Below are 20,910 nucleotides of genomic sequence, written 5' to 3'. Positions count from 1 at the left end.
CGTGCTGCTGCAGCAGGCGGTGAACGGCCTGACCCTCGGGGCCGTCTACACCCTGGTCGCGCTCGCCTTCTCCCTGGTGATGGGCGTCCTCGGCGTGCTCAACCTGGCGGTGGCAGAGCTCTTCATGCTCGGCGGCTATATCGGGCTGAGCCTCGTCCTCGCGGACTGGCCGCTGCCGGTCGCGATCGCCGCTGCGGCCGCGGGCTGCGGCGCGCTGGCCGTGGCTGTGGAGCGCATCGCCTACCGCCCGCTGCGCCGCGGGCCGCCGATCCTGCCGCTGCTCTCGACGCTCGGCTGCTCGGCGGTGCTGCAAACCGCGGCGGTGAATCTCTGGGGCTCCGACCCGCTGCAATTGCCGCCCGACCTGCTGGACGGGCGGGTCGCGCTCGGCGGCGCCTCGATCGGGGTCGCGCAGATCTTCATCCTCGCCGCGACGGTCCTGCTCGTCGCCGGCCTCGCCTGGCTGGTGCAGCGCAGCCGCTTCGGATTGGGGCTGCGCGCCATCGCCGAGAACCGCGACGTCGCCCGCCTGCTCGGCGTCCCGGCGGATCGCGCGACCAGCCTCGCCTTCGGGCTCTCGGGCGGGCTGGCCGGGATCGCGGGCGTGCTGATCGGCCTGCACTACGCGGCGCTCACGCCCTATGTCGGGGTGGAGACCGGGCTGAAGGCCATTGCGGTGATGGTGATCGGCGGCGCCACGCGCGTCTGGGGCGTGCTGCTGGCCGGGCCGCTGGTCGGCCTGGTCGAGGTGTTCAGCGTGGTGGAGGGCGGCGCGGGCTTCCGCGACGTCGCGGTCTACGGGCTCATGATCCTGATCCTGCTGCTGCGCCCGCAGGGGCTGCTGGGCGGCCGGGCCGCCGTCGCGCAGCGCGTCTGATGTCGTCCTACCTGGCGGGCCTTTTCGCGGAGATCGGCATCGCCGGCATCGCCGCGCTCGGCGTCTACGTCATCCTGGCGAGCGGCCAGCTCTCCCTCGGCAATGGCGCCTTCATGGCGATCGGCGCCTATGCCGCGGGCTGGCTGACGGTGGTCGCCGGCTGGCCGCTCGCCGGGGCGCTGCCGGCCGGCGCGGCGCTCGCCGCCGGGGTCGGCGCGCTGGTCGGCTTCCCGGCGCTCCGCCTGCGCGGGATCTACCTGGCGATGGCGACGCTCGGCTTCGGCGAGATGACGCGCAGCATCCTGCAGGCCTTCGAGCCGCTGGGCGGCGCCGCGGGCTTCAGCGGCATGCGCCGGCTGGAGGTCTGGGTCATCTGGGCCTGGCTGCTCGGCATCCTGCTGGCGCTCGGCCTGCTCGCGCGCTCGCGCCTCTGGCTGATGCTGCGGGCCGTGCATGACGACGAGGTGGCGGCGAACCTGATCGGCCTGTCCGGCACCGCGCTGAAGGTCGGCGCCTTCGGCACGGGCGCGGCGCTCTCGGGGTTGGCGGGCGGCCTGTTCGCGCATTGGCACCTCTTCATCGAGCCCGGCAATTTCGGCTTCGAACGCTCGACCGAGCTGGTCATGGCGGTGGTCCTCGGCGGCTCCACGGTCGCGGCCGGGCCGGTGCTGGGGGCCGGGCTGCTGGTCCTCCTGCCGGAATGGCTGCGCGTCGTCGCGGACTGGCGGCTCGCCGCCTATGGCGCGCTGCTGGTCCTGGTGCTGCTGGTGCGCCGGCAGGGCGTGCTGGACGCCGCGCTGTTCCGCCGCCGCGCGCCCGGCCCCGCATGAGCCCGCCGCTGCTCGAACTGCGCGACGCGACCATGCGCTTCGGCGGAGTCACCGCCCTCGGCGACGTCTCGCTGTCCCTGGCGGCGGGCGAGATCCTCGGCGTCATCGGGCCGAACGGCGCCGGCAAGACGACGCTGTTCAACGTCATCACCGGCGCCTATCGGCTGACCTCCGGCGCGGTGCTCTTCGAGGGCCGGCCGATCCAGGGGCTGCCGCCGCACCGCATCGCCCGGCTCGGCCTGGCCCGGACCTTCCAGAACATCCGGCTCTTCCCGTCCATGACGGTCGCAGAGCACCTGCATGTGGCTCAGCCATCCGGCTTCGCCGCGAGCCTGCTTCCGGGCGGCGGGGACGCCGGGCGGGCGCGGGTCGCGGCGGCGCTCGAGCGCTTCGGCCTCGGCCCCTGCCGCGACCGGCTGGCGACGACCCTGCCCTATGGCGTGCAGCGCCGCGTGGAGATCGCCCGCGCCTGGATCGCGCAACCGCGCCTGCTGCTGCTCGACGAGCCGGTGGCCGGCATGAACCCGGAGGAGGCGGCGGCGCTGGCCGGGCTGATCCGCAGCCTGCGCGCCGACGGGATGGCAGTGCTGCTGATCGAGCATGACATGCCCTTCGTGATGGGGCTGTGCGACCGGCTGCAGGTGCTCGACTTCGGCACGCTCATCGCGAGCGGCCCACCGGAGCGGGTGCGGCAGGACCCGCGGGTGCTCGACGCCTATCTCGGGACCGCCGCCTGATGCTGGAGGTTCGGGAGCTCGAGGTCGCCTATGGCCCGATCCGCGCCGTCCGGGGCTTGGGCTTCGCGGTGCCGCCCGGCCAGGTGGTGGCGCTGATCGGCGCGAACGGCGCGGGAAAGAGCAGCACGGTGCGCGCCATCGCCGGGCTGCTGCCGCGGCGCGGCAGCCTCCGCTTCGAAGGCAAGCCTCTGCCCGCCGCGCCCGAGGCGGTGCTGCGGGCCGGCATCGCGCTGGTGCCGGAGGGGCGGGGGATCCTGCAGCGCCTGACGGTCGAGGAGAACCTGCTGCTCGGTGCGGCGACGCGGCGCGACCGGGCGCGGATCGGCGCGGAGATCGCGGCGCAATACGAGCGCTTCCCGATCCTCGGCCTGCGCCGGCACGGCCTGGCCGGGCTGCTCAGCGGCGGCGAGCAGCAGATGCTGGCGATCGCCCGCGCCCTGCTGGCGCGCCCGCGGCTGCTGATCCTCGACGAGCCCTCGATCGGCCTGGCGCCGAAGCTGGTCGAGCAGGTCTTCCGCCTGGTCGAGGAGCTGCGCGCGACCGGCCTCGCCATCCTGCTGGTCGAGCAGAAGGCGCGGCAGACGCTGCGGATCGCCGATCACGCCGTGCTGCTGGAAACCGGACGGCTGCGCGCGGCGGGGCCGCCGGCGGCGCTGACGGCCGACGGTCTGCTGGCCAAGGCCTTCCTCGGCGAAGGCGGGGCTGCCGGCTGACGCGCTGGAATACCAAACTTTCCAAGCAAAGTTGACAAGCTATTCGTCTCCGCGTGAGAGTGCTGTCAACCCGCCGGCCGAGATGCGGGGTTGGGACGCCGTGTCATGACGCTCCATCTCGCGAGGGGTATCCCGCATGAGCCAGCGCCTGTCCTGCCTTCGCCTGTCCCGGCGTGCTCTGCTGGCCGCGCTTGCCGCGCCGTCGGTCGCGCGGGCGCAGGACTATCCGGACCGGCCGCTCCGGCTGATCGTGCCCTTCGGCCCCGGCGGCACGGTGGACCTTGTGGGACGGTTGGTCGGCAACAGGCTGTCGCAGACCATTGGCCAACCCGTGGTGATCGAGAACCGCGGCGGGGCTTCCGGCGCGATCGGGTCGGTCGCCGCGGCGCGCGCCGCGCCGGATGGCTACACCTTCCTGGTCGGCTCGACGACCACCATCAGCATCTACCCCCAGCTCGAACCCAATGCCGGCTACGATCCCGCCCGCGACTTCATCGGCCTGAGCCAGGCCGCCTATGTTCCCCATGTGCTGGTGATCAATCCGCAGATCCCGGCGACCAGCATCGCGGAACTGCTGGCCTGGACGAAGGCGCGGCGGGAGCCGCTCGCGCTCGGCGATGGCGGCGTCGGCACGCCGCACTCACTGGCCGGGGAGATCCTCGCCCAGGCCGCGGGGATTGAGGTGCTGCACGTCACCTACAAGGGCGGCGGGGAGGCCCATGCCGCCCTGATCGCCGGCACGGTCAACGCCGCCTCGGTCGAGCTGTCCGTCGCCTCGCCCTACATGCGCAATGGCCAGATGCGGGCGGTCGGCATCGCCGCGCGCGAGCGGGCGCCCGGCTTCCCCGATCTGCCGACCTTCATCGAGCAGGGCTTCCCGGACTACGAGATCACCTCCTGGTTCGGCTTCTTCGCGCCGAGCCATACGCCGGAGGCGATTGCCGCGCGGCTGGAGGAGGCAGTGGTGCGCGCGACGCTCGACCCCGAGGTGAAGGACAAGCTGACCGCCGCCGGCGCCACCGTGGTCGGCAGCGGCCGCGGCCCGTTCGAGGCGCATCTGGCGCGGGAGCGAGCGAAATGGGGCGCCGCCATCCGCCTGGCCGGCGTGACGGCGACCAATTGAGATGAGCTCGAAGCTGCTCATCACCGGGGGCGATGCCGCGGCCTTCGCGGCGGCCTTCGCCTCCGGCGCGACCTCGATCGCGCTCGACCTCGAGGACACGGTGCCGGACGACCGCAAGGCGGCGACGCGGGCGCTGGTGCCGGATTTCCTGGGACAGGGCCGCGCCGCGGGCTGCCATGTCGGGCTGCGGATCAGCCCGCTCTCGACACGGGACGGGATCGAGGACATCCGGCTCCTGCTAGACGCCGCGGTGCAGCCGGACTCCCTCGTGCTGACCAAGGTCGAGAGCGCGGCCGAGCTGCGGCTGCTGGACGAACTGCTCGGCGGCCCCTGCGCTGCCCTGCCGCTCAACGTGATCATCGAGACCCCGCGGGCGATCGCCGCGGTCGAGGAGATCGCGCGCGCCAGCCGCCGCGTCGAGGCGCTGTCCTTCGGCGGCAAGGACCTGTCGAAGGCCCTCGGCGCGATGCGGGCCTGGGAGCCGCTGTTCCATGCCCGCGCCATGGTGGTCAATGCGGCGAGGGGCGCGGGCCTCGGCGCCTATGACGAGCCCTTCCATCCCCGCGACGACCTCGAGGGCCTCCGGCAGAACTGCCTGCGGGTGCAGGCCATGGGCTTCACCGGCAAGTCCACGACCGATCCGCGCCATCCCGCGGTGATCAACGCGGTCTTCGCCCGGCCGCTATAAGCGCCCCGCGGCGGGCTCAGTGCCCGCCGCCCGAGAAATCCATGGGCAGGCGGCACTCCGCGACGCGTACGCCGCGGATGCCCGCCGGGGTATTGCGGCTGCGCCCGACGAAGCGCGGCACGCCGGCGGTGAAGGCGGCCGAGACCGCTGGCACGTCGCCATTCGCGATGGCCGACAGCGCGTCGTCCTTTGACCCGCCGGCGCAGGCATCGACCAGCAGCACATCGGCATCGCGCCCGACCGCCAGCATGCCGCTGTTCAGCCCGTAGACCCGGGCATTGTTGCCGGTCGCTGCCGCGATCGCGCGCTCCGGCGGCATGCCGCCGAGGCTCGCCAGATGGGTGATGGTGTAGAACATGCCGAGCGGCATGATCCCGCTGCCGGTCGGCGTGTCGGTGGCGATCAGCAGGCGCTCGGGCTGGCCGGCCTCGTCCAGCAGCCTCGCCGTCAGCAGCGCGGTGCGCAGGTTGCCGGCGGTGCAGAGCTGCATCGCGACCGAGCTTTCGTGCACGAGGCGCGCGAAGCCCTCCTCGGGCATCGCCACTGGCCCGCCATTGACGTGGAAGGAGACGGTGGGATCGGCGGCCAGGACATGCTCCGCCCAGATGCCCGAGGAGCCGGGGATGGAGGAGCCGCCGGTGTGCATGGTGGTCACCATGCCGAGTCGCCGGGCGGCCCGCATCAGCGGCGCGTAGTCGTAGGGCGTCGGGAAGGCGCCGAAGCCCGCCTTGGCGAGCCAGATGCCCGCCGATCTGAGCTCCGCGAGATCAGCCTCGGTCAGTCCGGGCTCGAGGATGATCGAGCCGGCATGCACCCGCATCCCGCCGGGACGGTAGTCGCGGAAGCAGGCGGCGGCGGCCAGCGCCAACGCCTTCACCCCGGCGGGATCCTTGGGGCGGCCAGGCACATGCACCTCGGACGCCGTGATCGCCGTGGTGGTGCCGCCATGCAGGTAGCTTTCGAGGAAGCCCACCACCTTCTGCCGTGGCGTGTAGTCGCCGAAGGTGATGTGCACATGGCTGTCGATCAGCCCCGGCATGGCCGTGGTGCCGGCCGCATCCACGACGACGTCGGCCGCCGCGACCTCGGCTGCGGTGAGGCTGCCCAGGGCGGCGATCTTCCCGCCTTCGAGCAGGATGGCGTCCCCTGTGGCGAAAGGCGCGGCGAGGTCGCCGGTGACGATGCGGCCGATATTGACCAGGGCGACCCGCATCTCAGCGCAACCCGTCGCGCGCGGCGATCCCCGCCGGCGTCAGGCCGCCGACGCGCGCGTTCAGCCGGCCGCGATTGGCCAGCACGATGATCAGCGCGACCTCGTCCGGCGCCGGCGCCTCCGGCGGCAGCGTGACGGTGACGCCATCGTAGTGGGAGCGGACATAGAGCGCGTCCTTGTGCGCCAGCGGCACGTCGATGGTCGCGCCCGGCGCGGCGAGCTTGGTGAAGGAGGGGATCCAGGCCAGCGCGCCGCCGAGGGCGAGGCGGAGCGGCTCGGCGAAGGTGGTGGTCAGCAGGGCGTTGGCGTGCTCCTGCTCGCCGTTCAGGCCGACCACGCCGCCCTTGCCGTAGCTCTCGACGGGATGGCCGCCCATCGCCTCCAGCCCGGCGCGCGCCATGACATCGCCGATCGCGGCGCTGGCCGCGATGCCCTCCGTCAGGTCGGCGGCATAGCGGCCGGCCCAGGGATTGGCGAGGATGGCGGTGATGGCGACGCGGCGCAGCGGCGTCTCCGCCGCCTGCCCGGCCTCCCAGCCCTTATGGTCGATGGCGGTCAGGAGGCGGCGGATGTCGAGCTTCATGGCGTGTCCTCGCGGTGGCGTGCCGCGTAGAATAGCTTCGCTCGATAGCTTATCCAATAATGGTCTTGTCCGGACGGGAGCCGGAGACGACCCGGGGCGACGCGGCGCCCCGGTCGGCGGGCGAAGGAGGACAGCGGCACCTGCCGAGCGGTGATCAGCGCGATGGCAGCACCATGGGTCCCCAGGCTCTGGGCAGTCTCGGAGAACAATATCCTTGCGCGCTTCCCGCTTCGCCGTCGCACCCTGGCGAGCACGGAAGACGATCATGTTCTCGCCCGGAGCCGAGGGTGAAGCACCCGTCAATAGCCGATCAGCAGCATCACGTTCTGCCGAAAGGCCGCGATGTGGTCGTTCATGGCTTGCGCCATGCTCCTGGAGAACGCTGTCCTGCAGCACCTCCTGGTCCAACGAGATGAACCAGAAGCGCACGGCTCGGTCATGCAGGTTGCTCAGGACGTCGAAGAACACCGGGTTGCCAGAGGCGCGGGCGATCGCGCTATGGAAGGCGTTGTCCAGCAGCATCTTGGCCTCGGTGTCGTGCCGCTCAGCGCCGCCGCGGTGTCGTCCAGCACCTTGTCGAGCGCTGTGACATCCTCGGCGCTGAAGCGGTGGGCGGCCAGGCGCACGGCATGGCACTCGTTCACCGTACTGACCTCGATGATCTGCAGCAGTTCCGCCGGGTCGATCCGCCGGACCTCGATCCCCTTGCGCGGGCGGACGGTCACGAGCCCTTGCAGCCGCAGCCGCAACCGCGCCAGGGCGTTCCGCACGGGCATGCGGCTGAGGCCGAGCGCCTCCGCCACCTGCGCCTCATTCAGCTTCTCGCCCGGCGCGAAGCGGCAGATGATGATATGGTGGCGGATGATCTCCTAGGCTTGGTCCTTCAGCGGGACGGCGCGCGCCCGCTCCGGACAGCCATTCGGCGCCTGCCCCGCGCCGCGGGCCAGCCAATGGGGGCTCCTGCCCATCGGCGCGCGTCATTCTTTCTCCCTCCACGTCTTCCTGGCCGCTCTGCCCCCGCGGCGGCTGGATGAACCAGGCATGCGGCGAGGGCGCATTGCGTTCGACGCTGCACGCGGTCTGCGTCGGGTCATTCCCCGTGAAGCGGATTCACGCCCGTCCGCGACCTGCTCCAGGCTTTTGCCGTGCCGAGCAGATCCACGCCTCCAAGCGCTTCCACTCTGCGGCGATCCGCTCTAGTCCAGGCTCGCGCCGGAAATCTGCACCGCCTCCTGCCAGATCGGCGCATCGCGCCGCATGGCCTCGGCGAAGCCTTCGGGCGTGCTGCAGACCGGGGTGGTGCCCAGCCTTTCCAGCGCGGCACGGAAGGCCGCGTCGCCGCACGCCTTGCCGAGCGCCTCACCCATGCGGCGGATGACGACGGGCGGCGTGCCGGCCGGGGCGGCGATGCCGTTCCAGGTCTCCGCGCGGAAGCCGGGGAATCCCTGCTCGGCCACCGTCGGCACCCCGGGCAGGCCTGCCAGGCGCTCCGGCCCTGCCACGGCCAACACGCGGATGCGCCCGCCCTGCAGGTGCGGGATCATGTCGGACGGGTTGCCGAAATAGGCGTCCACCTCGCCCGCCAACAGCGCCTGCACCGCCGGGGCGCCGCCGCGATAGGGGACGTGCTGCATCTCGATCCCCGCCCGCTGCAGCAGGAGCGCCATCGCCAGGTGCGTGGAGGATCCATTGCCCGCCGAGGAATAGTCGAGCCTGCCGGCCCGCGACCTGGCCAGGGCCAGGAACTCCGCCAAGGTGGAGACCTGCAGCGAGGCGCTGACGGCCAGCACCATCGGGTTGCTCGCCACGATGGAGACAGGCGCGAAGTCGGTGGCGGGGCTGAAGTTCAGCCGCGTCAGCGCAGGCAACATCACCATCTGCGAAGCGCTGGCGGTGAACAGCGTATAGCCATCCGGCGCGCTGTGCGCCACGGTCTCGGCGGCGATCGCGCCATTGGCGCCGCTGCGGTTCTCGACCGCCACCGGCTGGCCCAGGGACTTGCCCAGCCATTCGGCGCTCAGGCGGCCGATGCTGTCCGTGACCCCGCCCGGGGCGAAGGGCACGATCATGCGGATCGGCCGGCCCGGCCAACTATCCTGCGCCACCGCCAGGCCGCTCGTCCCAAGGACGAGGACGGCCATGGCGGCCAGTGCCGCGCGCTGCCCGCGTGCCGCCGCGCTGCCCGTCCCAGTTCCCGTTGCACGCATCATCGTCAGCCTCCATGAAAACCATCGGTCAGCGTCGCGGCGGAACTCTGTGGCCCCTTGCCGCGCAACTCGTATGACTGGCCTTCCGGATGGACACTTCTCTGGCGCGGGTGCCAGGGCGGGGTCCGCGCTCCTCAGGTGGCGATCGCGGCTTCCGCCGCGGCCGCGATCGCCAGCGGGCGCCGGTCCCTGCCGCCGGCGGCAGCCAGCATCACCCCGACCGGCGGCTCCGGCGGACGGGCCGCGGGCACGGAGATGGCGCAGCCCTCCATCATGTTGACCAGGATGGGGTTCCGCAGCGCCGCCAGGTTTGCCGCCGTGTAGGCAACTTCCTCCCCCAGCGCCGCGGTGCGCGGCGGCAGGACGTGGGCGGTCGGCATCACCAGCGCGTCGAAGCCCTCGATGCGGACGGAAACACGGCTGATGACGTCGCGCCTGGCCTGCAGCCGGTCCAGGTAGTCGGCCGCGGACATCCCGGCGCCACGCCGGATGCGGCTGCTCGCGCGCGGATCGTAATCCGCGCCGCGCCATTTCATGCCGATTGACAGGCACGCGTCCATGGGTCGGATCGCCTCACGCGCCGTGCTCCGACGTCATGTAGATCTCGGCGATGCCGGTGCGGATGACGTCGACAATTTCATTGTAGCGGCGACGTATCACCAAGCTGCTGTCCGTCAGGCAGGCCGCGATGTCGCGCTTCCGGAGAAGCTGCGCGAAGCGGATATGGGCCGCCATGTCGAGCTTCTCGTGCCGGCGCATGTCAATCCAGCGGACGAAGTGGATCCGGCTGTTGATGCCTTCCAACAGGCGGACGAACTCCGCGTTGTGCGTCATGCGCGCGATCCGGAGGTGGAACTCCTCGTCGTGACGAAGCGCCTCGAGGCTCTTGCCGTTGTCCTGCGTCGGTCGGGAACGGGCGAAGGTCTCCAGCGCCTCGAGTTCCTCATCGCTCGCGCGTTCGCAGGCGAGACGGATGATGGCCTCCTCCAGCGAGGCGCGTACCTCGTAGAGATTGTGGATCTCCTTCGCGTCGAGCAGACGCCCGAAGAAGCCTCGGCCCGGCACGACGGTGACGAAACTCTCCGAGACCAGGCGGTTCAGCGCCTCGCGCAGCGGCGTCCGGCTTACCCCGAGCTGCTCCGCGAGTGCGAGTTCATTGATCCGTTCCCCCGGCCGAAACTGGTAGGCCATCGCCATGAACTTGATGCGCTCGTAGACCCGGCTGGCCGAGGCAGGGCTGTCAGCCGGCATTCTGGCCATGTTCATGTCGACGCTCCCCTTGGGCCCGGACCGGACCTTCCCTTCTCCCGCGCCCGATCCAGCCTTTCCCGCACGGGTCTGTCTGCTCCGGACGGCGCCGGGAGTCCATAACACAGTTCTGAATACAGAGTTGCATTGTAAATCGATGGCTCCCTACACTGCTGCTTGGCCGGATGGGTCTGGCATACCGGCTGGCCTTTCGCCGAGGCGGAAACAGGGAGAGATGGCATGGGCTCGAAGCGGATGATGCGGCTCGGCATGTCGATGCGAGGCCTGGGCTATCACCCCGCGGCCTGGCGCCACCCCGACGTCCCGGCGAACGGGACCGTCAGCTTCCAGCACTACCTGCGGAACGCGCAAACCGCCGAACGCGGCCTGTTCGACATGATCTTCTTCGCCGACGGCATCGGCATCCGCGAGCATGACGCGCCGCGCGGCGCACTCGCCCGATCCGGCTATGAGATCATCGAAATGGAGCCGTTGACGCTGCTGCCGGCATTGGCCGCACGGACGAGCCGGATCGGCCTCGTGGCCACCGCGTCCACCACCTACAACGAACCCTATCACATCGCCCGCAAGTTCGCGACCCTCGACCTGATCAGCGAGGGACGCGCGGGATGGAACGTCGTGACCTCCTGGTCCGAGGCGGAAGCGCGCAACTTCAACCGGGAACACCACCTGGACTACGCCACGCGCTACGAACGCGCGGCGGAGTTCGTCGAGGTCGTGACGGGCCTCTGGGATAGCTGGGAGGAGGGGGCCTTCCTCTACGACAAGGCGGCCGGCCGCTTCTATGACGAGAGCCGTGCGCATGTGCTGAACCATCGCGGCAAGCACTTCCAGGTCCGCGGGCCGCTGAATGTCGGCGAGATGCCGCAGGGCCGTCCCGTGCTGTTCCAGGCCGGCGCTTCGGAGCAGGGGAGGGAGATGGCAGCAGCCTCGGCCGACGTGATCTACGCCGCGCACGACACGATCGAGGCTGCGCGCGCCTACTATGCCGACGTGAAGCGGCGCCTGCCGACCTATGGCCGGGACCGGGACGACCTGAAGATCATGCCGGCGCTGCGGCCGACCGTCGGGCGCACGGCGGCGGAGGCGCGGGCGAAATTCGAGGAGCTGCAGGCCCTGCTCGATCCCATGGTGGGGTTGCAGCGGCTCTACGGCACCTTCGGCGACCTGACCGGCCACGACCTGGATGGCCCTGTGCCGCTGGACCGCCTCGGCCCGCAGGAGCTGAAGAGCTTCTCCGACCGCTGGGTGCGGCTCGTGCGCGAGAAGAACCTGACCATCCGCCAGCTCTACGAGCACCAGGCCGGGGCCGGCGGCTTCCACCTGGTCGGGACCGCCGCGGAGATCGTGGACGTGATGGAGGCGTGGATGGAAGCGGAGGCCTGCGACGGCTTCAACATCACGCCCTCCATCCTGCCTGGCGGCTGCGACGACTTCGTGGCGCTGATCACGCCGGAGTTGCAGCGCCGCGGCCTGTTCCGCACCGCCTATGAGGGGCGGACATTGCGGGAGAATCTCGGCCTGAAGCCGCATGTGAACCGCTACAGCCGGCAGGCGGTGCCCGAGCCGGTCTCTGCCTGAGCGGCGGGGTCGTCCGCATGGCAGGGAACGAAGTCCTGACCGAGGCGCCGGCGGTGGATCCGGTCACGCCCGATGCAACACTGCCGGCCGCGGTGGATGTGGTGGTGATCGGCGGTGGGATCGTCGGTGCTAGCACGGCGCTGTTCCTGGCCGAGAAGGGCCTCCGCACGGCGCTTTGCGAGAAGGGGCAGATCGCGGGCGAGCAGTCCAGCCGCAATTGGGGCTGGTGCCGCAATACCGGCCGCGACATCCACGAGGTGCCGCTGATGGCCGAGAGCGCGCGGCTCTGGGAGGGGATGAATGCCCGCCTCGGGGCGGAGACGGGCTACCGCCGCAAGGGGATCATGTATCTCTGCGGCGACGAGGCGGAGCTGGCCAAGATGGCGCGCTGGCTGGAGAGGGCGCAGCCCTTCCAGCTCGGCACCCGCCTTCTGTCCACGGCCGAGGTCGCGGCGCTGATGCCGCAATCGGAGCGGCGCTGGGCTGGCGCGCTCTACACGCCGCAGGACGGGCAGGCGGAGCCGCAGCGCGCCGCCCCTGCCATGGCCGCTGCCGCGCGTGCGAGGGGAGCCGCGGTGCTGACGAACTGCGCCGTGCGGGGCGTGGAGACGACCGGCGGGCGCGTCGCAGGCGTCGTGACGGAGCGCGGGTCGATACGCTGCGCCGCCGTGGTGCTCGCGGGTGGGGCCTGGTCGTCGCTTTTCTGCGGCAGCCTCGGGCTGCACCTGCCGCAGTTGAAGATCCTGGCTTCCGTGATGCGCACCGCGCCGCTCCCGGGTGCGCCGGAGATCGCGGCGGGTGGCGACGGCTTCGGCTACCGCAAGCGGCTGGACGGGGGCTACACCATCGCCAATCTCGGCGGAGAGGTGAGCGAGATCGTGCCGGACACCCTGCGGTTCCTGCCCGATTTCGCCGCCACCGCGCTGACGAGCTGGCGGCGGCTGCGCATCCGGGCCGGCCGCCGTACGGTGCAGGAGGCGCGGATGCCCCGGCGCTGGCGGCTGGACGCGCCAAGTCCCTTCGAACGGATTCGCACCCTGGATCCGGCGCCGCATGGGCCGGGGCTGAACGATGCCCTGCGGCGGCTGCAGCGCGCCTTTCCCGTCTTCCGGCAGGCCATGCGCGTGCAGCAATGGGCCGGTCTGATCGACACCACGCCGGACATGATCCCGGTGATCTCCGCGGCGGAGACGCTGCCCGGGCTCTTCATCGCAACCGGCTTCTCCGGGCACGGATTCGGCATCGGGCCCGGGGCGGGGCGGCTGATGGCCGAACTGGTGAATGGTGACAGGCCGGTGGTCGACCCGACCCCCTTCCGCTTCGCCCGCTTCGCGGAAAGCCCCCGGCCCGGCCCCTCGGAAACGGCCCTCTAGCGACACCGCGACGGGCCATGCCGCGGCAAGCGAGAGCCCGGAGCGGCCTCGAGGTGTCCTGTCGGTCTGGCGAAGTCGCGGGCATGACGAACGAGGCGGGACGTTGGGACCACTCGCCAGCCGCTCCTAAAGCGGGCCGATCCGTGCGGCCCGAGTATGGTCGGACCGGAACAGCAAGATCCTGGTGCGCCCGGTCCGGGTCGGCATCATCCTGGACTTCGGGCTGGCGGGATCCGCAGGTGCCTGGGCAGGCCCGAAGCAGCCCCGCCAACCGGTCCTGGCAGGAGGTACAAAATTGCCCAGCCGCTCTGAATACAGGGTTGAATGCAGCGCGGAAACGGGATTGAATGCGTGCATAAACAAAGCGAAACGCACGGCACGGGCAAGTTGTCAACGCGGGGAAGATCCTGTCCCTTCCTTACCCGGAGCACCGACCCATGACCTTGTCCCGCCGCACCGTGCTGGGTGGTGCTCCGTTGCTCGCGGCCGCAGCAGGGGGGCTGCGCCCCTTCGCCGCCATGGCCGCACCCGATGCGGGCCCGTTGCGCGCGGCGATGACCGGCTTCACCCTGATCAATACGCTCGACCCCGGCAAGGCGGCTGCCAATCCCGAGTTCTTCATCATCTGGGGCATCTTCAACACGCTCGTGAAGTTCGATGCCAAGATGAATGTGGTCGGCGACCTCGCGGAATCCTGGAGCAATCCCGATCCCACCACCTGGGAGTTCAGGCTGCGCAGCGGAGTCAAATTCCACGACGGCAGCGACCTGACTTCCGATGACGTGGTCTTCACCTTCCAGCGCATCGCCGACGAGAAATTCGGCTCCCCCGTGCGCCGGAAGATGGCACCCCTCATCAGCGTGGAGGCGATCGACCCGCAGACGGTGCGGATGAAGACCGACAAGCCTTTCGCACCGCTGCTGACCTACCTGAGCAACACGCGCACCAGCACGCAGATCGTCTGCAAGAAGGCGGTGCTGGCCATGGGGGACGAGCAGTACGGCCGCACCCCGGTCGGCTCCGGCCCCTGGAAGCTGACGGAGTGGCGGCCTAACGAGAAGCTGACCTTCGCCGCCCATGCCGACTATTTCGAAGCGGGGCTGCCCAGATCCCCGGCGCTGGAGGTGATGCTGATCCGCGACGACAGCAGCGCCATCAACGCGCTGGCCGCCGGCGGCCTGCACTTCGTCAATGCCGTCCCCTACGGGGATACCGAGCGCGTGAAGCGGATGGCCTCGGTGGGGTTCTCCTCCATGCCCGGCCTCAACGCGCGATTCGCGCATCTCAACATCCAGCGCCCGCCCTTCGACGACGTGCATTTCCGCCGTGCCGTCTCGATGTCGATCAACCGGCAGGCCTTCGTGCAGGCGGTCGTGTTCGGCCAGGCCGTGCCCTCGCAGGGTTATATCCCACAGGCGATCGGCTGGGCCCATGACAAGGAGCCGCGCCCCTACGCCCAGTACAATCCGCAGGCGGCGAAGGCGGAACTTGCCAAGTCGAAATACGGCGCGGATGTCGAGGTCGTGGTCTATGGCCTGCCCGATGCCTGGTGGAAGCGCATGTCCGAGGTCTTCGTGGACATGGTGAACCGCACCCTGGGCACCAAATTCCGCGTCGAGTTCATGGACAGCCGCACCCACTTCCAGCGCTGGATGGCCAATGACGGTCAATGCTGGCCGAATGGCTGGATCGCGCTGTGCGACCCGGACGAATACCTGTTCGACTGCTTCCACAGCACCGGCTGGCGCAATTTCAGCAAGTACAGCAACCCGCAGGTGGACAGCCTGCTGGAGCAGGCGCGCCAGGAACTGGACCGCGAGAAGAAGGGCGGCCCGCTCTACATACAGGCCGAGCGCCTGATTGCAGAGGACTGCCCCAGCGTGTTCCTGATGAACACCTATTCCAACAGCGCGGTGCTGAAGAAGGTGAGTGGCTTCGACCATACCCCGTTCGATGGGTTCGGGGCGCAGCTTGCATCGATGACCGGCGGCTGAGCCGCGGTGGTACCGTTGGATGGGGCAGGGGCACGCAGGGCCGCGGCGCGGCGCCGCGGCCTCTCCGGGGGCGGCTGCCGATGCGCGTCCTGACCTGGCTGCTGGTGCGGACAGGCAGCGCGGCCTTCATGCTGCTGCTGGGCTCGCTGGTCGTGTTCCTGCTCATGCATGCCGTGCCGGGCGATGCGGCCCTGGCCGCCCTGGGCGACCAGGCAAGCCCGCAGGCCATCGCCGATTTCCGCCGGCTGCATCATCTCGACGATCCGCTGGCGGTGCAGTTCCTCGCCTGGATGCGCGGGGCGCTGCATGGCGACCTCGGCACCTCGATCTCGCTTGCGGGGGGCTTCTCGACCGCCTCCCTGGTCGCCCGCGCATTGCCGAACACGCTCTTCATCGGCGCCTATGCGCTGGCCCTCGCCCTGGCGATCTCGATCACCGCCGGCAGCATCGCTGCAAGCCGCCATGGGCGGGTCGAGGACGTGCTGGCCACCTCGGGCGCCATCGTCACCATCTCGATGCCCGATTTCTGGCTAGGCTACGTGCTGGTCCTGGTCTTCAGCCTGGAACTGGGCTGGTTCCCGGCCTATGGCTTCACCCGCCCGGGCGAGTCCGTCGCCGGCGCGCTCCACAGCGGCTTCCTGCCCGCGCTCGCCATCGCGGTGCCGATGGCGGGGATCTTCTCGCGCATGCTGCGTGCGACGCTGCTCGAGACCTTCCGCCGTGCCTATGTCACCTCCGCGCGCGCCATGGGGTTCGGCCGCTTCTTCGTCTTCTGGCACTACGTGTTCCGCAATGCGCTGATCCCCTATGTCACCGCCGTCGGGCTGCAGGCGCGCTACCTGCTGGGCGGCGTGGTGGTGGTCGAGCGGGTGTTCGGCGTGCCCGGCATCGGCTCGGTCATGGTGGACGGCGCCTTCGCGCGCGACATCAGCGTGGTCCAGGGCTGCGCGGTGGTGTTCCTGCTCATCGTGATCCTGGTCAACCTGGTGGTCGACCTGGTGTGTGGCCTGCTCGACCCGCGGACGGCGGCATGAGCGGGGCCGTCACCCGCCCCGCGCGCCGGCGCGGGGCGCTCGGCGTGTTGGCGCGCAATCGCGTCGCCCAGGCCGGCGCCTTCATCATCCTCTCCACCCTGCTGCTGATCCTGGCGGCCGTCCTCTTCTCGCCCTACGACCCGAACGACAAGGACTACATGGCGATCCTGCAGCCGCCCTCCTTCGAGCACCCCTTCGGCACCGATTCCTTCGGCCAGGACGTGCTGACGCGCGTCGCGCATGGGGCGCAGGTCTCGCTGCTGGTCAGCATCGCCGGGCTGGTGATGGGCGGGCTGGCCGGCACGGTGCTCGGCATGACCGCCGGCTATCGCGGCGGCTGGCTCGACGCCGTGATCGTCCGGATCGTCGAACTGCTCTACTCCTTTCCGACCTACGTGCTCGCGCTCTGCCTGATGCTGCTGCTGGGCTATGGCGCGACCAGCGTGGCGCTGGCGATCGGCTTGGTCTACGTGCCCAATTTCGCCCGCCTCGCGCGCAGCATGACGGCGCAGGCGCGGGCCGAGAACTATGTCGTCGCCGCCCGGCTGATGGGCCAGTCCGCGCCGCGCATCCTGGCGCGGGAGATCCTGCCCAATATCGCCGCGCCCCTTCTGGTGCAGTTCTCGGCCGGGCTCGGCTTCGGGATCATCATGGAGGCCGGGCTGAGCTTCGTCGGCCTCGGCGTGCAGCCGCCCACCCCCTCGCTCGGCGTGATGATGGCGGACGGCAAGGACTATTTCCAGAACGGTCCCTGGGTGCTGACGCTGACCGGCCTCTCGGTCGCATGGATCATCCTCGGCCTGAACCTGCTGGGCGATGGGCTGCGCGATGCGCTCGACCCGCGCCTGCGGAACCGATGAGCGGCGGCCCCTTCCCATGACCGAACTCGCCCTCGAGGTCCGCGGCCTAGACCTCACGCTCGATCCCGACGGCCGCCGGCTGCACGTCGTCCGCAACCTCGACCTGGAACTGCGCCGCGGCGAGGTGCTCGGCCTGATCGGTGAAAGCGGCTCGGGCAAGACCATGACCGGCATGTCCCTGCTGCGGCTGGAGCCGGAGGGCGCGCGCCTCACCGCCGAGGTCATGCGTGCCGGCGAGGCGGACCTGCTGCATGCGACCGAATCCCGGCTGCGCGCGCTGCGCGGTTCTGCCGTCGGCATGATCTTCCAGGACCCGGTCGGCGCCTTCAATCCGGCCAAGCGCATCGCCTGGCACGCGCAGAAGGTGCTGGGCCGCAGGGGCATCACCGATTGGCGCCCGGCCGCCGAGCGTCTGCTCGCCGACGTGGATATCGCCGACAGCGCCCGCGTGCTCGGCTCCTATCCGCACCAGCTCAGCGGCGGCATGCTGCAGCGGGCGCTGATCGCGCTGGTGCTGGCCGCCAACCCCGCCGTGGTGGTCGCCGACGAGCCCACCACCAACCTCGATAATATCGTCGAGCGGCAGATCCTCCGCCTGTTCCGCCGCCTGCGCCGGACCGAGAATGCCGCCTTCCTCTTCATCACCCACGACATGACGGTGGCCGCCAGCCTGTGCGACCGCATCGCGGTCATGTATGCCGGCGAGGTCATCGAGATCGGCACCACGGCGCAGCTCTTCGAGAACCCCGGGCACCCCTATACGATGGCGCTGATCGCGACCGCCCGTGCGCTGGAGGGCGGGACGGAGCGCCTGCCCGAACTGCCCGGCGAGCCGCCCTCGATCGCCGCGCCCCGCAGCGGCTGCGCCTTCAGCAGCCGCTGCCCGCGCCGCATGGCGGCCTGCACCCGGGCGCCGATTCCGATGATCGCCCTCGAAGGGGAGCGCCGCGTGCGCTGTTTGCTGCATGGCTGAGGCGCCCCTGGTCGACGTGCAGAATGTCTCGGTCCGCTTCCGCCGCCGCCGCACCGGGCTGGCCGGCCTGTTGGGCCCGCCCGCCACCTTTCGCGCCGTGGCCAATGCCGCCCTGACGGTGGCAAGGCGAGAGGTGGTGGGGCTGGTCGGCGAGTCCGGCAGCGGGAAGACCACCCTGGGCCGCACGATCCTGCGCCTGGTCGAGCCGTCCGAGGGCAATATCCTGTTCCAGGGCGAGCCCATCACCCATCTCAGGGAAGGGGCCTTACGCCGCGTCTGGGGGCGGATGGCGCTGGTGTTCCAGGACCCCCTCTCCTCGTTCAACCCGCGCCGCTCGGTCGGCGCGGCGCTGGCGACCCCGCTCATGCTCGCCGGCCTGCCGAAATCCGAACGGCAGGACCGCGTCGCCGCCTCCCTGCAGCGCGTCCGCCTGCCGCGAGAGGTCGCCGAGCGCTTCCCGCACGAGCTCTCCGGCGGCCAGCTGCAGCGGGCGGCACTCGCCCGGGCGCTGATGCTCGATCCCGCTTTCATCGTGGCCGACGAGGCGGTTTCCAAGCTCGACGTGTCCGTCCGCTCGCAGATCCTGAACCTGTTCAAGGACATCCAGCAGGAGCTGGAGACATCCTTCCTCTTCATCACCCATGACCTGCATGTCGCCCGCTTCCTGTGCGACCGCGTCGCGGTGATGTTCTTCGGCCGCATCGTCGAGGTGGCGCCGGCGGCCCAGCTGTTCCGCATGCCCCGGCACCCCTACACGCGGGCCTTGCTGGCGACGCTGGACGACGCCGGCGAGCGCACCGGCCAGCGCAGCGCGGTGGACCAGGAGGCGCCCGGCTGCATCTACCGCAGCCAGTGTCCGCGCCGGATCAAGCGCTGCGACGAAGCCCATCCGCCCACGCTGATGGCCGGCCCCGGTCACGCGCTCGCATGCCATAACCCGGGGTAACCGACCCGGCTTGTATCAGGAGTTCGGACATGACCAGGCAGATCAAGCTCGGCCTTTCCATGCGCTATCTCGGGTACCATGCCGGGGCCTGGCGGCATCCGGAGGTGGATCCGGAAGGCGCCTCCAAGCTCAGCCACTTCGTGCGCATCGCCCGGACGGCGGAGGCTGCGAAGCTCGACATGGTCTTCCTGGCCGACGGCATCGGCATCCGCACCAAGGATGAACCGCCGGGCGCCCTGTGCCGCAGCGCGCAGACGGCGGAGATGGAGCCGCTGACCCTGCTCTCGGCGCTGTCCGCGGTGACCAGCCATATCGGCCTGGTCGCGACCGCCAGCACCACCTACAACGAGCCCTTCCACATCGCCCGCAAATGGGCCTCGCTCGACCATCTCAGTGGCGGCCGCGCCGGCTGGAACATCGTCACCTCCTGGTCGGATGCGGAAGCGCGGAACTTCAATCGCGATGAGCATCTCGACTATGCCACCCGCTACGAGCGGGCCGCCGAATTCGTCGAGGTGGTGAAGGGGCTGTGGGACAGTTGGGACGAGGATGCCCTGGTCAACGACAAGCAGACCGGCATCTTCTTCGACCCGGCGAAGCTGCATGCGCTGAACCACGTCGGCAAGCACTTCAAGGTCAAGGGTCCGCTGAGCGTGAAGCGCACGCCGCAGGGCCGGCCGATCCTGGTGCAGGCCGGCGCATCGGACCAGGGCATCGACATCGCCGCCGAGAGCGCCGACGTGGTCTATTCCGTCTCCCAGGACATGGAGCAGGGAAGAGCCTATTACGCGAAGCTGAAAGGCCGCCTGGCCAGGCATGGCCGCAGCCCGGACGAACTGCTGATCATGCCCGGCATCACCCATTTCATCGGTGCTACGCGGCAGGAGGCGCAGGACAAGTACGAGAAGCTGAACGCGCTGGTCGACCCGATCCTCGGTCTCTCCTACCTCTATGGCCAGATGGGCGACCTGTCGGGCTACGACGTGGACGGTCCGGTGCCGGAGCCCAACAATCCCCAGGTGCGCAGCATCGCCAAGGGCCTGTTGGAACTGGCGCATCGGGAGAACCTGACCATCCGCCAGCTCTACACGACGATCGCCGCCGGCTTCGGCACGCGTCTGGTGATCGGCACGCCGCAGGACGTTGTCGACGACATGGAGGCCTGGGTCGAGGCGGGGGCGGCGGATGGCTTCAACCTCTGCCCTCCCTATCTGCCAGGCGGCATGGACGACTTCATCCAGCTTGCCCTGCCGGAACTGCGTCGGCGCGGCATGTTCCGCACGGAGTACGAGGGTAAAACACTGCGCGAGAGTCTTGGCCTGCGGAAGCCGCGCAGCCGCTACGAGGGAAAAAATTCTGGTGCAATAAAATGATTATGAGAGTTGAGGCATGGCGACGATCTGAGGTAGATGCCGCATTTGGCTGTTCCGCAGAATATGTTGCTGTATGGCCGCAGTCTCCGCCGAGGGCAGCACGGTCTGCGTCTTGATACGGCGCTTGAACTCCTCATGCGGATGCTCCGGCGCGTGGGCGAGGAGATTCCTGTGCTTGTGAACCGTACACCGTTGCGATGGCACCGCCGCCAGGGCGCGGCCAGCGCCTTCTCGGGGCCAGCCGCACCGTCGGTGATCAGGAACTCCGGGGCTCGTAGCCCGCGTGCGACCAGGTCATCGAATACGGCCCGCCACGTTGCTTCGCTCTCCCCGCCCATGCTGCGGATGGCGAGTAGCACCTTCTGCTCGTCCCGGCGGACGCCCAACACCACCAGCAACGAGACCGAGGTCGCCTTGTGGTCCAGCCGGACCCGCACGACGGTGCCGTCGAGAATGAGCCTGACGATGTCCTCGTTCGCCAGGTCGCGCCGGCCCCGTTGATCCCCTTCGGGGCTCAACCCCAGTCCGCCTTCACC

At 70.1% G+C, this 20,910-nt stretch carries 19 protein-coding genes and 3 pseudogenes; 14 read left to right on the top strand and 8 right to left on the bottom strand.

Features of this window, described 5'->3' with window-relative positions; translation table 11 throughout:
• The first annotated feature begins 1 nt into the window (after position 1).
• The 6 genes from Q7A36_RS30310 to Q7A36_RS30285 all read left to right on the top strand — a co-directional run bounded on the left by Q7A36_RS30310 (position 2) and on the right by Q7A36_RS30285 (position 4,968).
• Positions 2-877 carry a branched-chain amino acid ABC transporter permease gene (locus Q7A36_RS30310; RefSeq protein WP_305107523.1) on the top strand — a complete coding sequence of 292 codons (876 nt, stop codon included), beginning with the start codon at positions 2-4 and terminating at the stop codon, positions 875-877.
• Positions 877-1,707 carry a branched-chain amino acid ABC transporter permease gene (locus Q7A36_RS30305; RefSeq protein ID WP_305107522.1) on the top strand — a complete coding sequence of 277 codons (831 nt, stop codon included), beginning with the start codon at positions 877-879 and terminating at the stop codon, positions 1,705-1,707. Before Q7A36_RS30310 ends, Q7A36_RS30305 begins: the two co-directional genes overlap by 1 nt.
• Complete coding sequence (locus Q7A36_RS30300; RefSeq protein WP_305107521.1) at positions 1,704-2,444, top strand: ABC transporter ATP-binding protein; 741 nt, start codon at positions 1,704-1,706, stop codon at positions 2,442-2,444. Before Q7A36_RS30305 ends, Q7A36_RS30300 begins: the two co-directional genes overlap by 4 nt.
• Positions 2,444-3,157: an ABC transporter ATP-binding protein gene (locus Q7A36_RS30295; RefSeq protein WP_305107520.1), complete on the top strand. Its 714-nt coding sequence runs from the start codon at positions 2,444-2,446 to the stop codon at positions 3,155-3,157. Before Q7A36_RS30300 ends, Q7A36_RS30295 begins: the two co-directional genes overlap by 1 nt.
• Before the next feature lie 136 nt (positions 3,158-3,293).
• Positions 3,294-4,280: a Bug family tripartite tricarboxylate transporter substrate binding protein gene (locus tag Q7A36_RS30290; protein ID WP_305107519.1), complete on the top strand. Its 987-nt coding sequence runs from the start codon at positions 3,294-3,296 to the stop codon at positions 4,278-4,280.
• A gap of 1 nt (position 4,281) precedes the next feature.
• Positions 4,282-4,968: an HpcH/HpaI aldolase/citrate lyase family protein gene (locus Q7A36_RS30285; RefSeq protein WP_305107518.1), complete on the top strand. Its 687-nt coding sequence runs from the start codon at positions 4,282-4,284 to the stop codon at positions 4,966-4,968.
• A gap of 16 nt (positions 4,969-4,984) precedes the next feature.
• Here the strand turns inward: Q7A36_RS30285 and Q7A36_RS30280 are convergent, their stop codons facing one another.
• The 7 genes and pseudogenes from Q7A36_RS30280 to Q7A36_RS30255 form a co-directional block, all read right to left on the bottom strand.
• Entirely contained in the window at positions 4,985-6,181 is a 1,197-nt protein-coding gene (locus Q7A36_RS30280; RefSeq protein WP_305107517.1) for an amidohydrolase family protein, read from the bottom strand.
• A 1-nt stretch (position 6,182) separates the two neighbouring features.
• The gene (locus Q7A36_RS30275; protein ID WP_305107516.1) at positions 6,183-6,764 is read right to left on the bottom strand and encodes an amino acid synthesis family protein; all 582 of its coding nucleotides are present in this window, start codon (positions 6,762-6,764) and stop codon (positions 6,183-6,185) included.
• Between the two features lie 423 nt (positions 6,765-7,187).
• A pseudogene (locus Q7A36_RS41705) lies at positions 7,188-7,286 on the bottom strand (FCD domain-containing protein); the annotation flags it as partial.
• Between the two features lie 182 nt (positions 7,287-7,468).
• Positions 7,469-7,627 (bottom strand): annotated as a pseudogene (locus tag Q7A36_RS41700) (GntR family transcriptional regulator); the annotation flags it as partial.
• 333 nt (positions 7,628-7,960) lie between these two features.
• Positions 7,961-8,974, bottom strand: coding sequence for a Bug family tripartite tricarboxylate transporter substrate binding protein (locus Q7A36_RS30265; RefSeq protein WP_305107515.1), 1,014 nt, complete (start codon positions 8,972-8,974; stop codon positions 7,961-7,963).
• A gap of 131 nt (positions 8,975-9,105) precedes the next feature.
• Entirely contained in the window at positions 9,106-9,531 is a 426-nt protein-coding gene (locus Q7A36_RS30260) for an amidase family protein (RefSeq protein ID WP_305107514.1), read from the bottom strand.
• A gap of 13 nt (positions 9,532-9,544) precedes the next feature.
• A complete protein-coding gene (locus Q7A36_RS30255; RefSeq protein WP_305107513.1) occupies positions 9,545-10,237 on the bottom strand; it encodes a GntR family transcriptional regulator in 693 nt (230 codons plus the stop codon).
• 222 nt (positions 10,238-10,459) lie between these two features.
• Here Q7A36_RS30255 and Q7A36_RS30250 point away from each other — a divergent pair, with 222 nt between their 5' ends.
• From Q7A36_RS30250 to Q7A36_RS30215, 8 genes are all read left to right on the top strand, one after another.
• The gene (locus tag Q7A36_RS30250) at positions 10,460-11,821 is read left to right on the top strand and encodes an LLM class flavin-dependent oxidoreductase (protein ID WP_305107512.1); all 1,362 of its coding nucleotides are present in this window, start codon (positions 10,460-10,462) and stop codon (positions 11,819-11,821) included.
• Between the two features lie 17 nt (positions 11,822-11,838).
• Positions 11,839-13,194, top strand: coding sequence for an NAD(P)/FAD-dependent oxidoreductase (locus Q7A36_RS30245; protein WP_305107511.1), 1,356 nt, complete (start codon positions 11,839-11,841; stop codon positions 13,192-13,194).
• Positions 13,195-13,631: 437 nt separating this feature from the next.
• A complete protein-coding gene (locus tag Q7A36_RS30240; protein ID WP_305107510.1) occupies positions 13,632-15,188 on the top strand; it encodes an ABC transporter substrate-binding protein in 1,557 nt (518 codons plus the stop codon).
• 80 nt (positions 15,189-15,268) lie between these two features.
• Positions 15,269-16,222, top strand: a complete 954-nt coding sequence (locus tag Q7A36_RS30235) for an ABC transporter permease (protein ID WP_305107509.1) — start codon at positions 15,269-15,271, stop codon at positions 16,220-16,222.
• Positions 16,219-17,082 (top strand): ABC transporter permease, encoded by an 864-nt coding sequence (locus Q7A36_RS30230; RefSeq protein WP_305107508.1) that lies wholly within the window; start codon positions 16,219-16,221, stop codon positions 17,080-17,082. The genes Q7A36_RS30235 and Q7A36_RS30230 overlap by 4 nt, the downstream gene beginning before the upstream one ends.
• A gap of 16 nt (positions 17,083-17,098) precedes the next feature.
• Entirely contained in the window at positions 17,099-18,055 is a 957-nt protein-coding gene (locus tag Q7A36_RS30225) for an ABC transporter ATP-binding protein (protein ID WP_305107507.1), read from the top strand.
• Entirely contained in the window at positions 18,048-19,001 is a 954-nt protein-coding gene (locus Q7A36_RS30220) for an oligopeptide/dipeptide ABC transporter ATP-binding protein (RefSeq protein ID WP_305107506.1), read from the top strand. The genes Q7A36_RS30225 and Q7A36_RS30220 overlap by 8 nt, the downstream gene beginning before the upstream one ends.
• A gap of 29 nt (positions 19,002-19,030) precedes the next feature.
• Complete coding sequence (locus Q7A36_RS30215; RefSeq protein WP_305107505.1) at positions 19,031-20,374, top strand: LLM class flavin-dependent oxidoreductase; 1,344 nt, start codon at positions 19,031-19,033, stop codon at positions 20,372-20,374.
• Positions 20,375-20,503: 129 nt separating this feature from the next.
• On the opposite strand, the pseudogene Q7A36_RS30210 reads toward Q7A36_RS30215, so the two are convergent.
• Positions 20,504-20,910, bottom strand: a pseudogene (locus Q7A36_RS30210) (transposase); the annotation flags it as partial.

It is taken from the genome of Paracraurococcus lichenis, assembly GCF_030657435.1.
In the GTDB taxonomy this organism is placed as follows: Bacteria; Pseudomonadota; Alphaproteobacteria; order Acetobacterales; family Acetobacteraceae; genus Paracraurococcus; species Paracraurococcus lichenis.
The sequence above is the reverse complement of the archived record's forward strand: the minus strand, read 5'-3'. Positions and strand labels throughout refer to the sequence as shown.

Excerpts from the sequence above, each read along its gene's own strand:
- Q7A36_RS30245 (WP_305107511.1), top strand. The coding sequence starts at position 11,839 with ATGGCAGGGAACGAAGTCCTGACCGAGGCGCCGGCGGTGGATCCGGTC.
- Q7A36_RS30215 (WP_305107505.1), top strand. The coding sequence starts at position 19,031 with ATGACCAGGCAGATCAAGCTCGGCCTTTCCATGCGCTATCTCGGGTAC.
- Q7A36_RS30225 (WP_305107507.1), top strand. The coding sequence starts at position 17,099 with ATGACCGAACTCGCCCTCGAGGTCCGCGGCCTAGACCTCACGCTCGAT.
- Q7A36_RS30265 (WP_305107515.1), bottom strand. The coding sequence starts at position 8,974 with ATGATGCGTGCAACGGGAACTGGGACGGGCAGCGCGGCGGCACGCGGG.
- Q7A36_RS30300 (WP_305107521.1), top strand. The coding sequence starts at position 1,704 with ATGAGCCCGCCGCTGCTCGAACTGCGCGACGCGACCATGCGCTTCGGC.
- Q7A36_RS30240 (WP_305107510.1), top strand. The coding sequence starts at position 13,632 with ATGACCTTGTCCCGCCGCACCGTGCTGGGTGGTGCTCCGTTGCTCGCG.
- Q7A36_RS30280 (WP_305107517.1), bottom strand. The coding sequence starts at position 6,181 with ATGCGGGTCGCCCTGGTCAATATCGGCCGCATCGTCACCGGCGACCTC.
- Q7A36_RS30275 (WP_305107516.1), bottom strand. The coding sequence starts at position 6,764 with ATGAAGCTCGACATCCGCCGCCTCCTGACCGCCATCGACCATAAGGGC.
- Q7A36_RS30285 (WP_305107518.1), top strand. The coding sequence starts at position 4,282 with ATGAGCTCGAAGCTGCTCATCACCGGGGGCGATGCCGCGGCCTTCGCG.
- Q7A36_RS30305 (WP_305107522.1), top strand. The coding sequence starts at position 877 with ATGTCGTCCTACCTGGCGGGCCTTTTCGCGGAGATCGGCATCGCCGGC.
- Q7A36_RS30230 (WP_305107508.1), top strand. The coding sequence starts at position 16,219 with ATGAGCGGGGCCGTCACCCGCCCCGCGCGCCGGCGCGGGGCGCTCGGC.
- Q7A36_RS30235 (WP_305107509.1), top strand. The coding sequence starts at position 15,269 with ATGCGCGTCCTGACCTGGCTGCTGGTGCGGACAGGCAGCGCGGCCTTC.
- Q7A36_RS30250 (WP_305107512.1), top strand. The coding sequence starts at position 10,460 with ATGGGCTCGAAGCGGATGATGCGGCTCGGCATGTCGATGCGAGGCCTG.
- Q7A36_RS30255 (WP_305107513.1), bottom strand. The coding sequence starts at position 10,237 with ATGAACATGGCCAGAATGCCGGCTGACAGCCCTGCCTCGGCCAGCCGG.
- Q7A36_RS30295 (WP_305107520.1), top strand. The coding sequence starts at position 2,444 with ATGCTGGAGGTTCGGGAGCTCGAGGTCGCCTATGGCCCGATCCGCGCC.
- Q7A36_RS30260 (WP_305107514.1), bottom strand. The coding sequence starts at position 9,531 with ATGGACGCGTGCCTGTCAATCGGCATGAAATGGCGCGGCGCGGATTAC.
- Q7A36_RS30290 (WP_305107519.1), top strand. The coding sequence starts at position 3,294 with ATGAGCCAGCGCCTGTCCTGCCTTCGCCTGTCCCGGCGTGCTCTGCTG.
- Q7A36_RS30220 (WP_305107506.1), top strand. The coding sequence starts at position 18,048 with ATGGCTGAGGCGCCCCTGGTCGACGTGCAGAATGTCTCGGTCCGCTTC.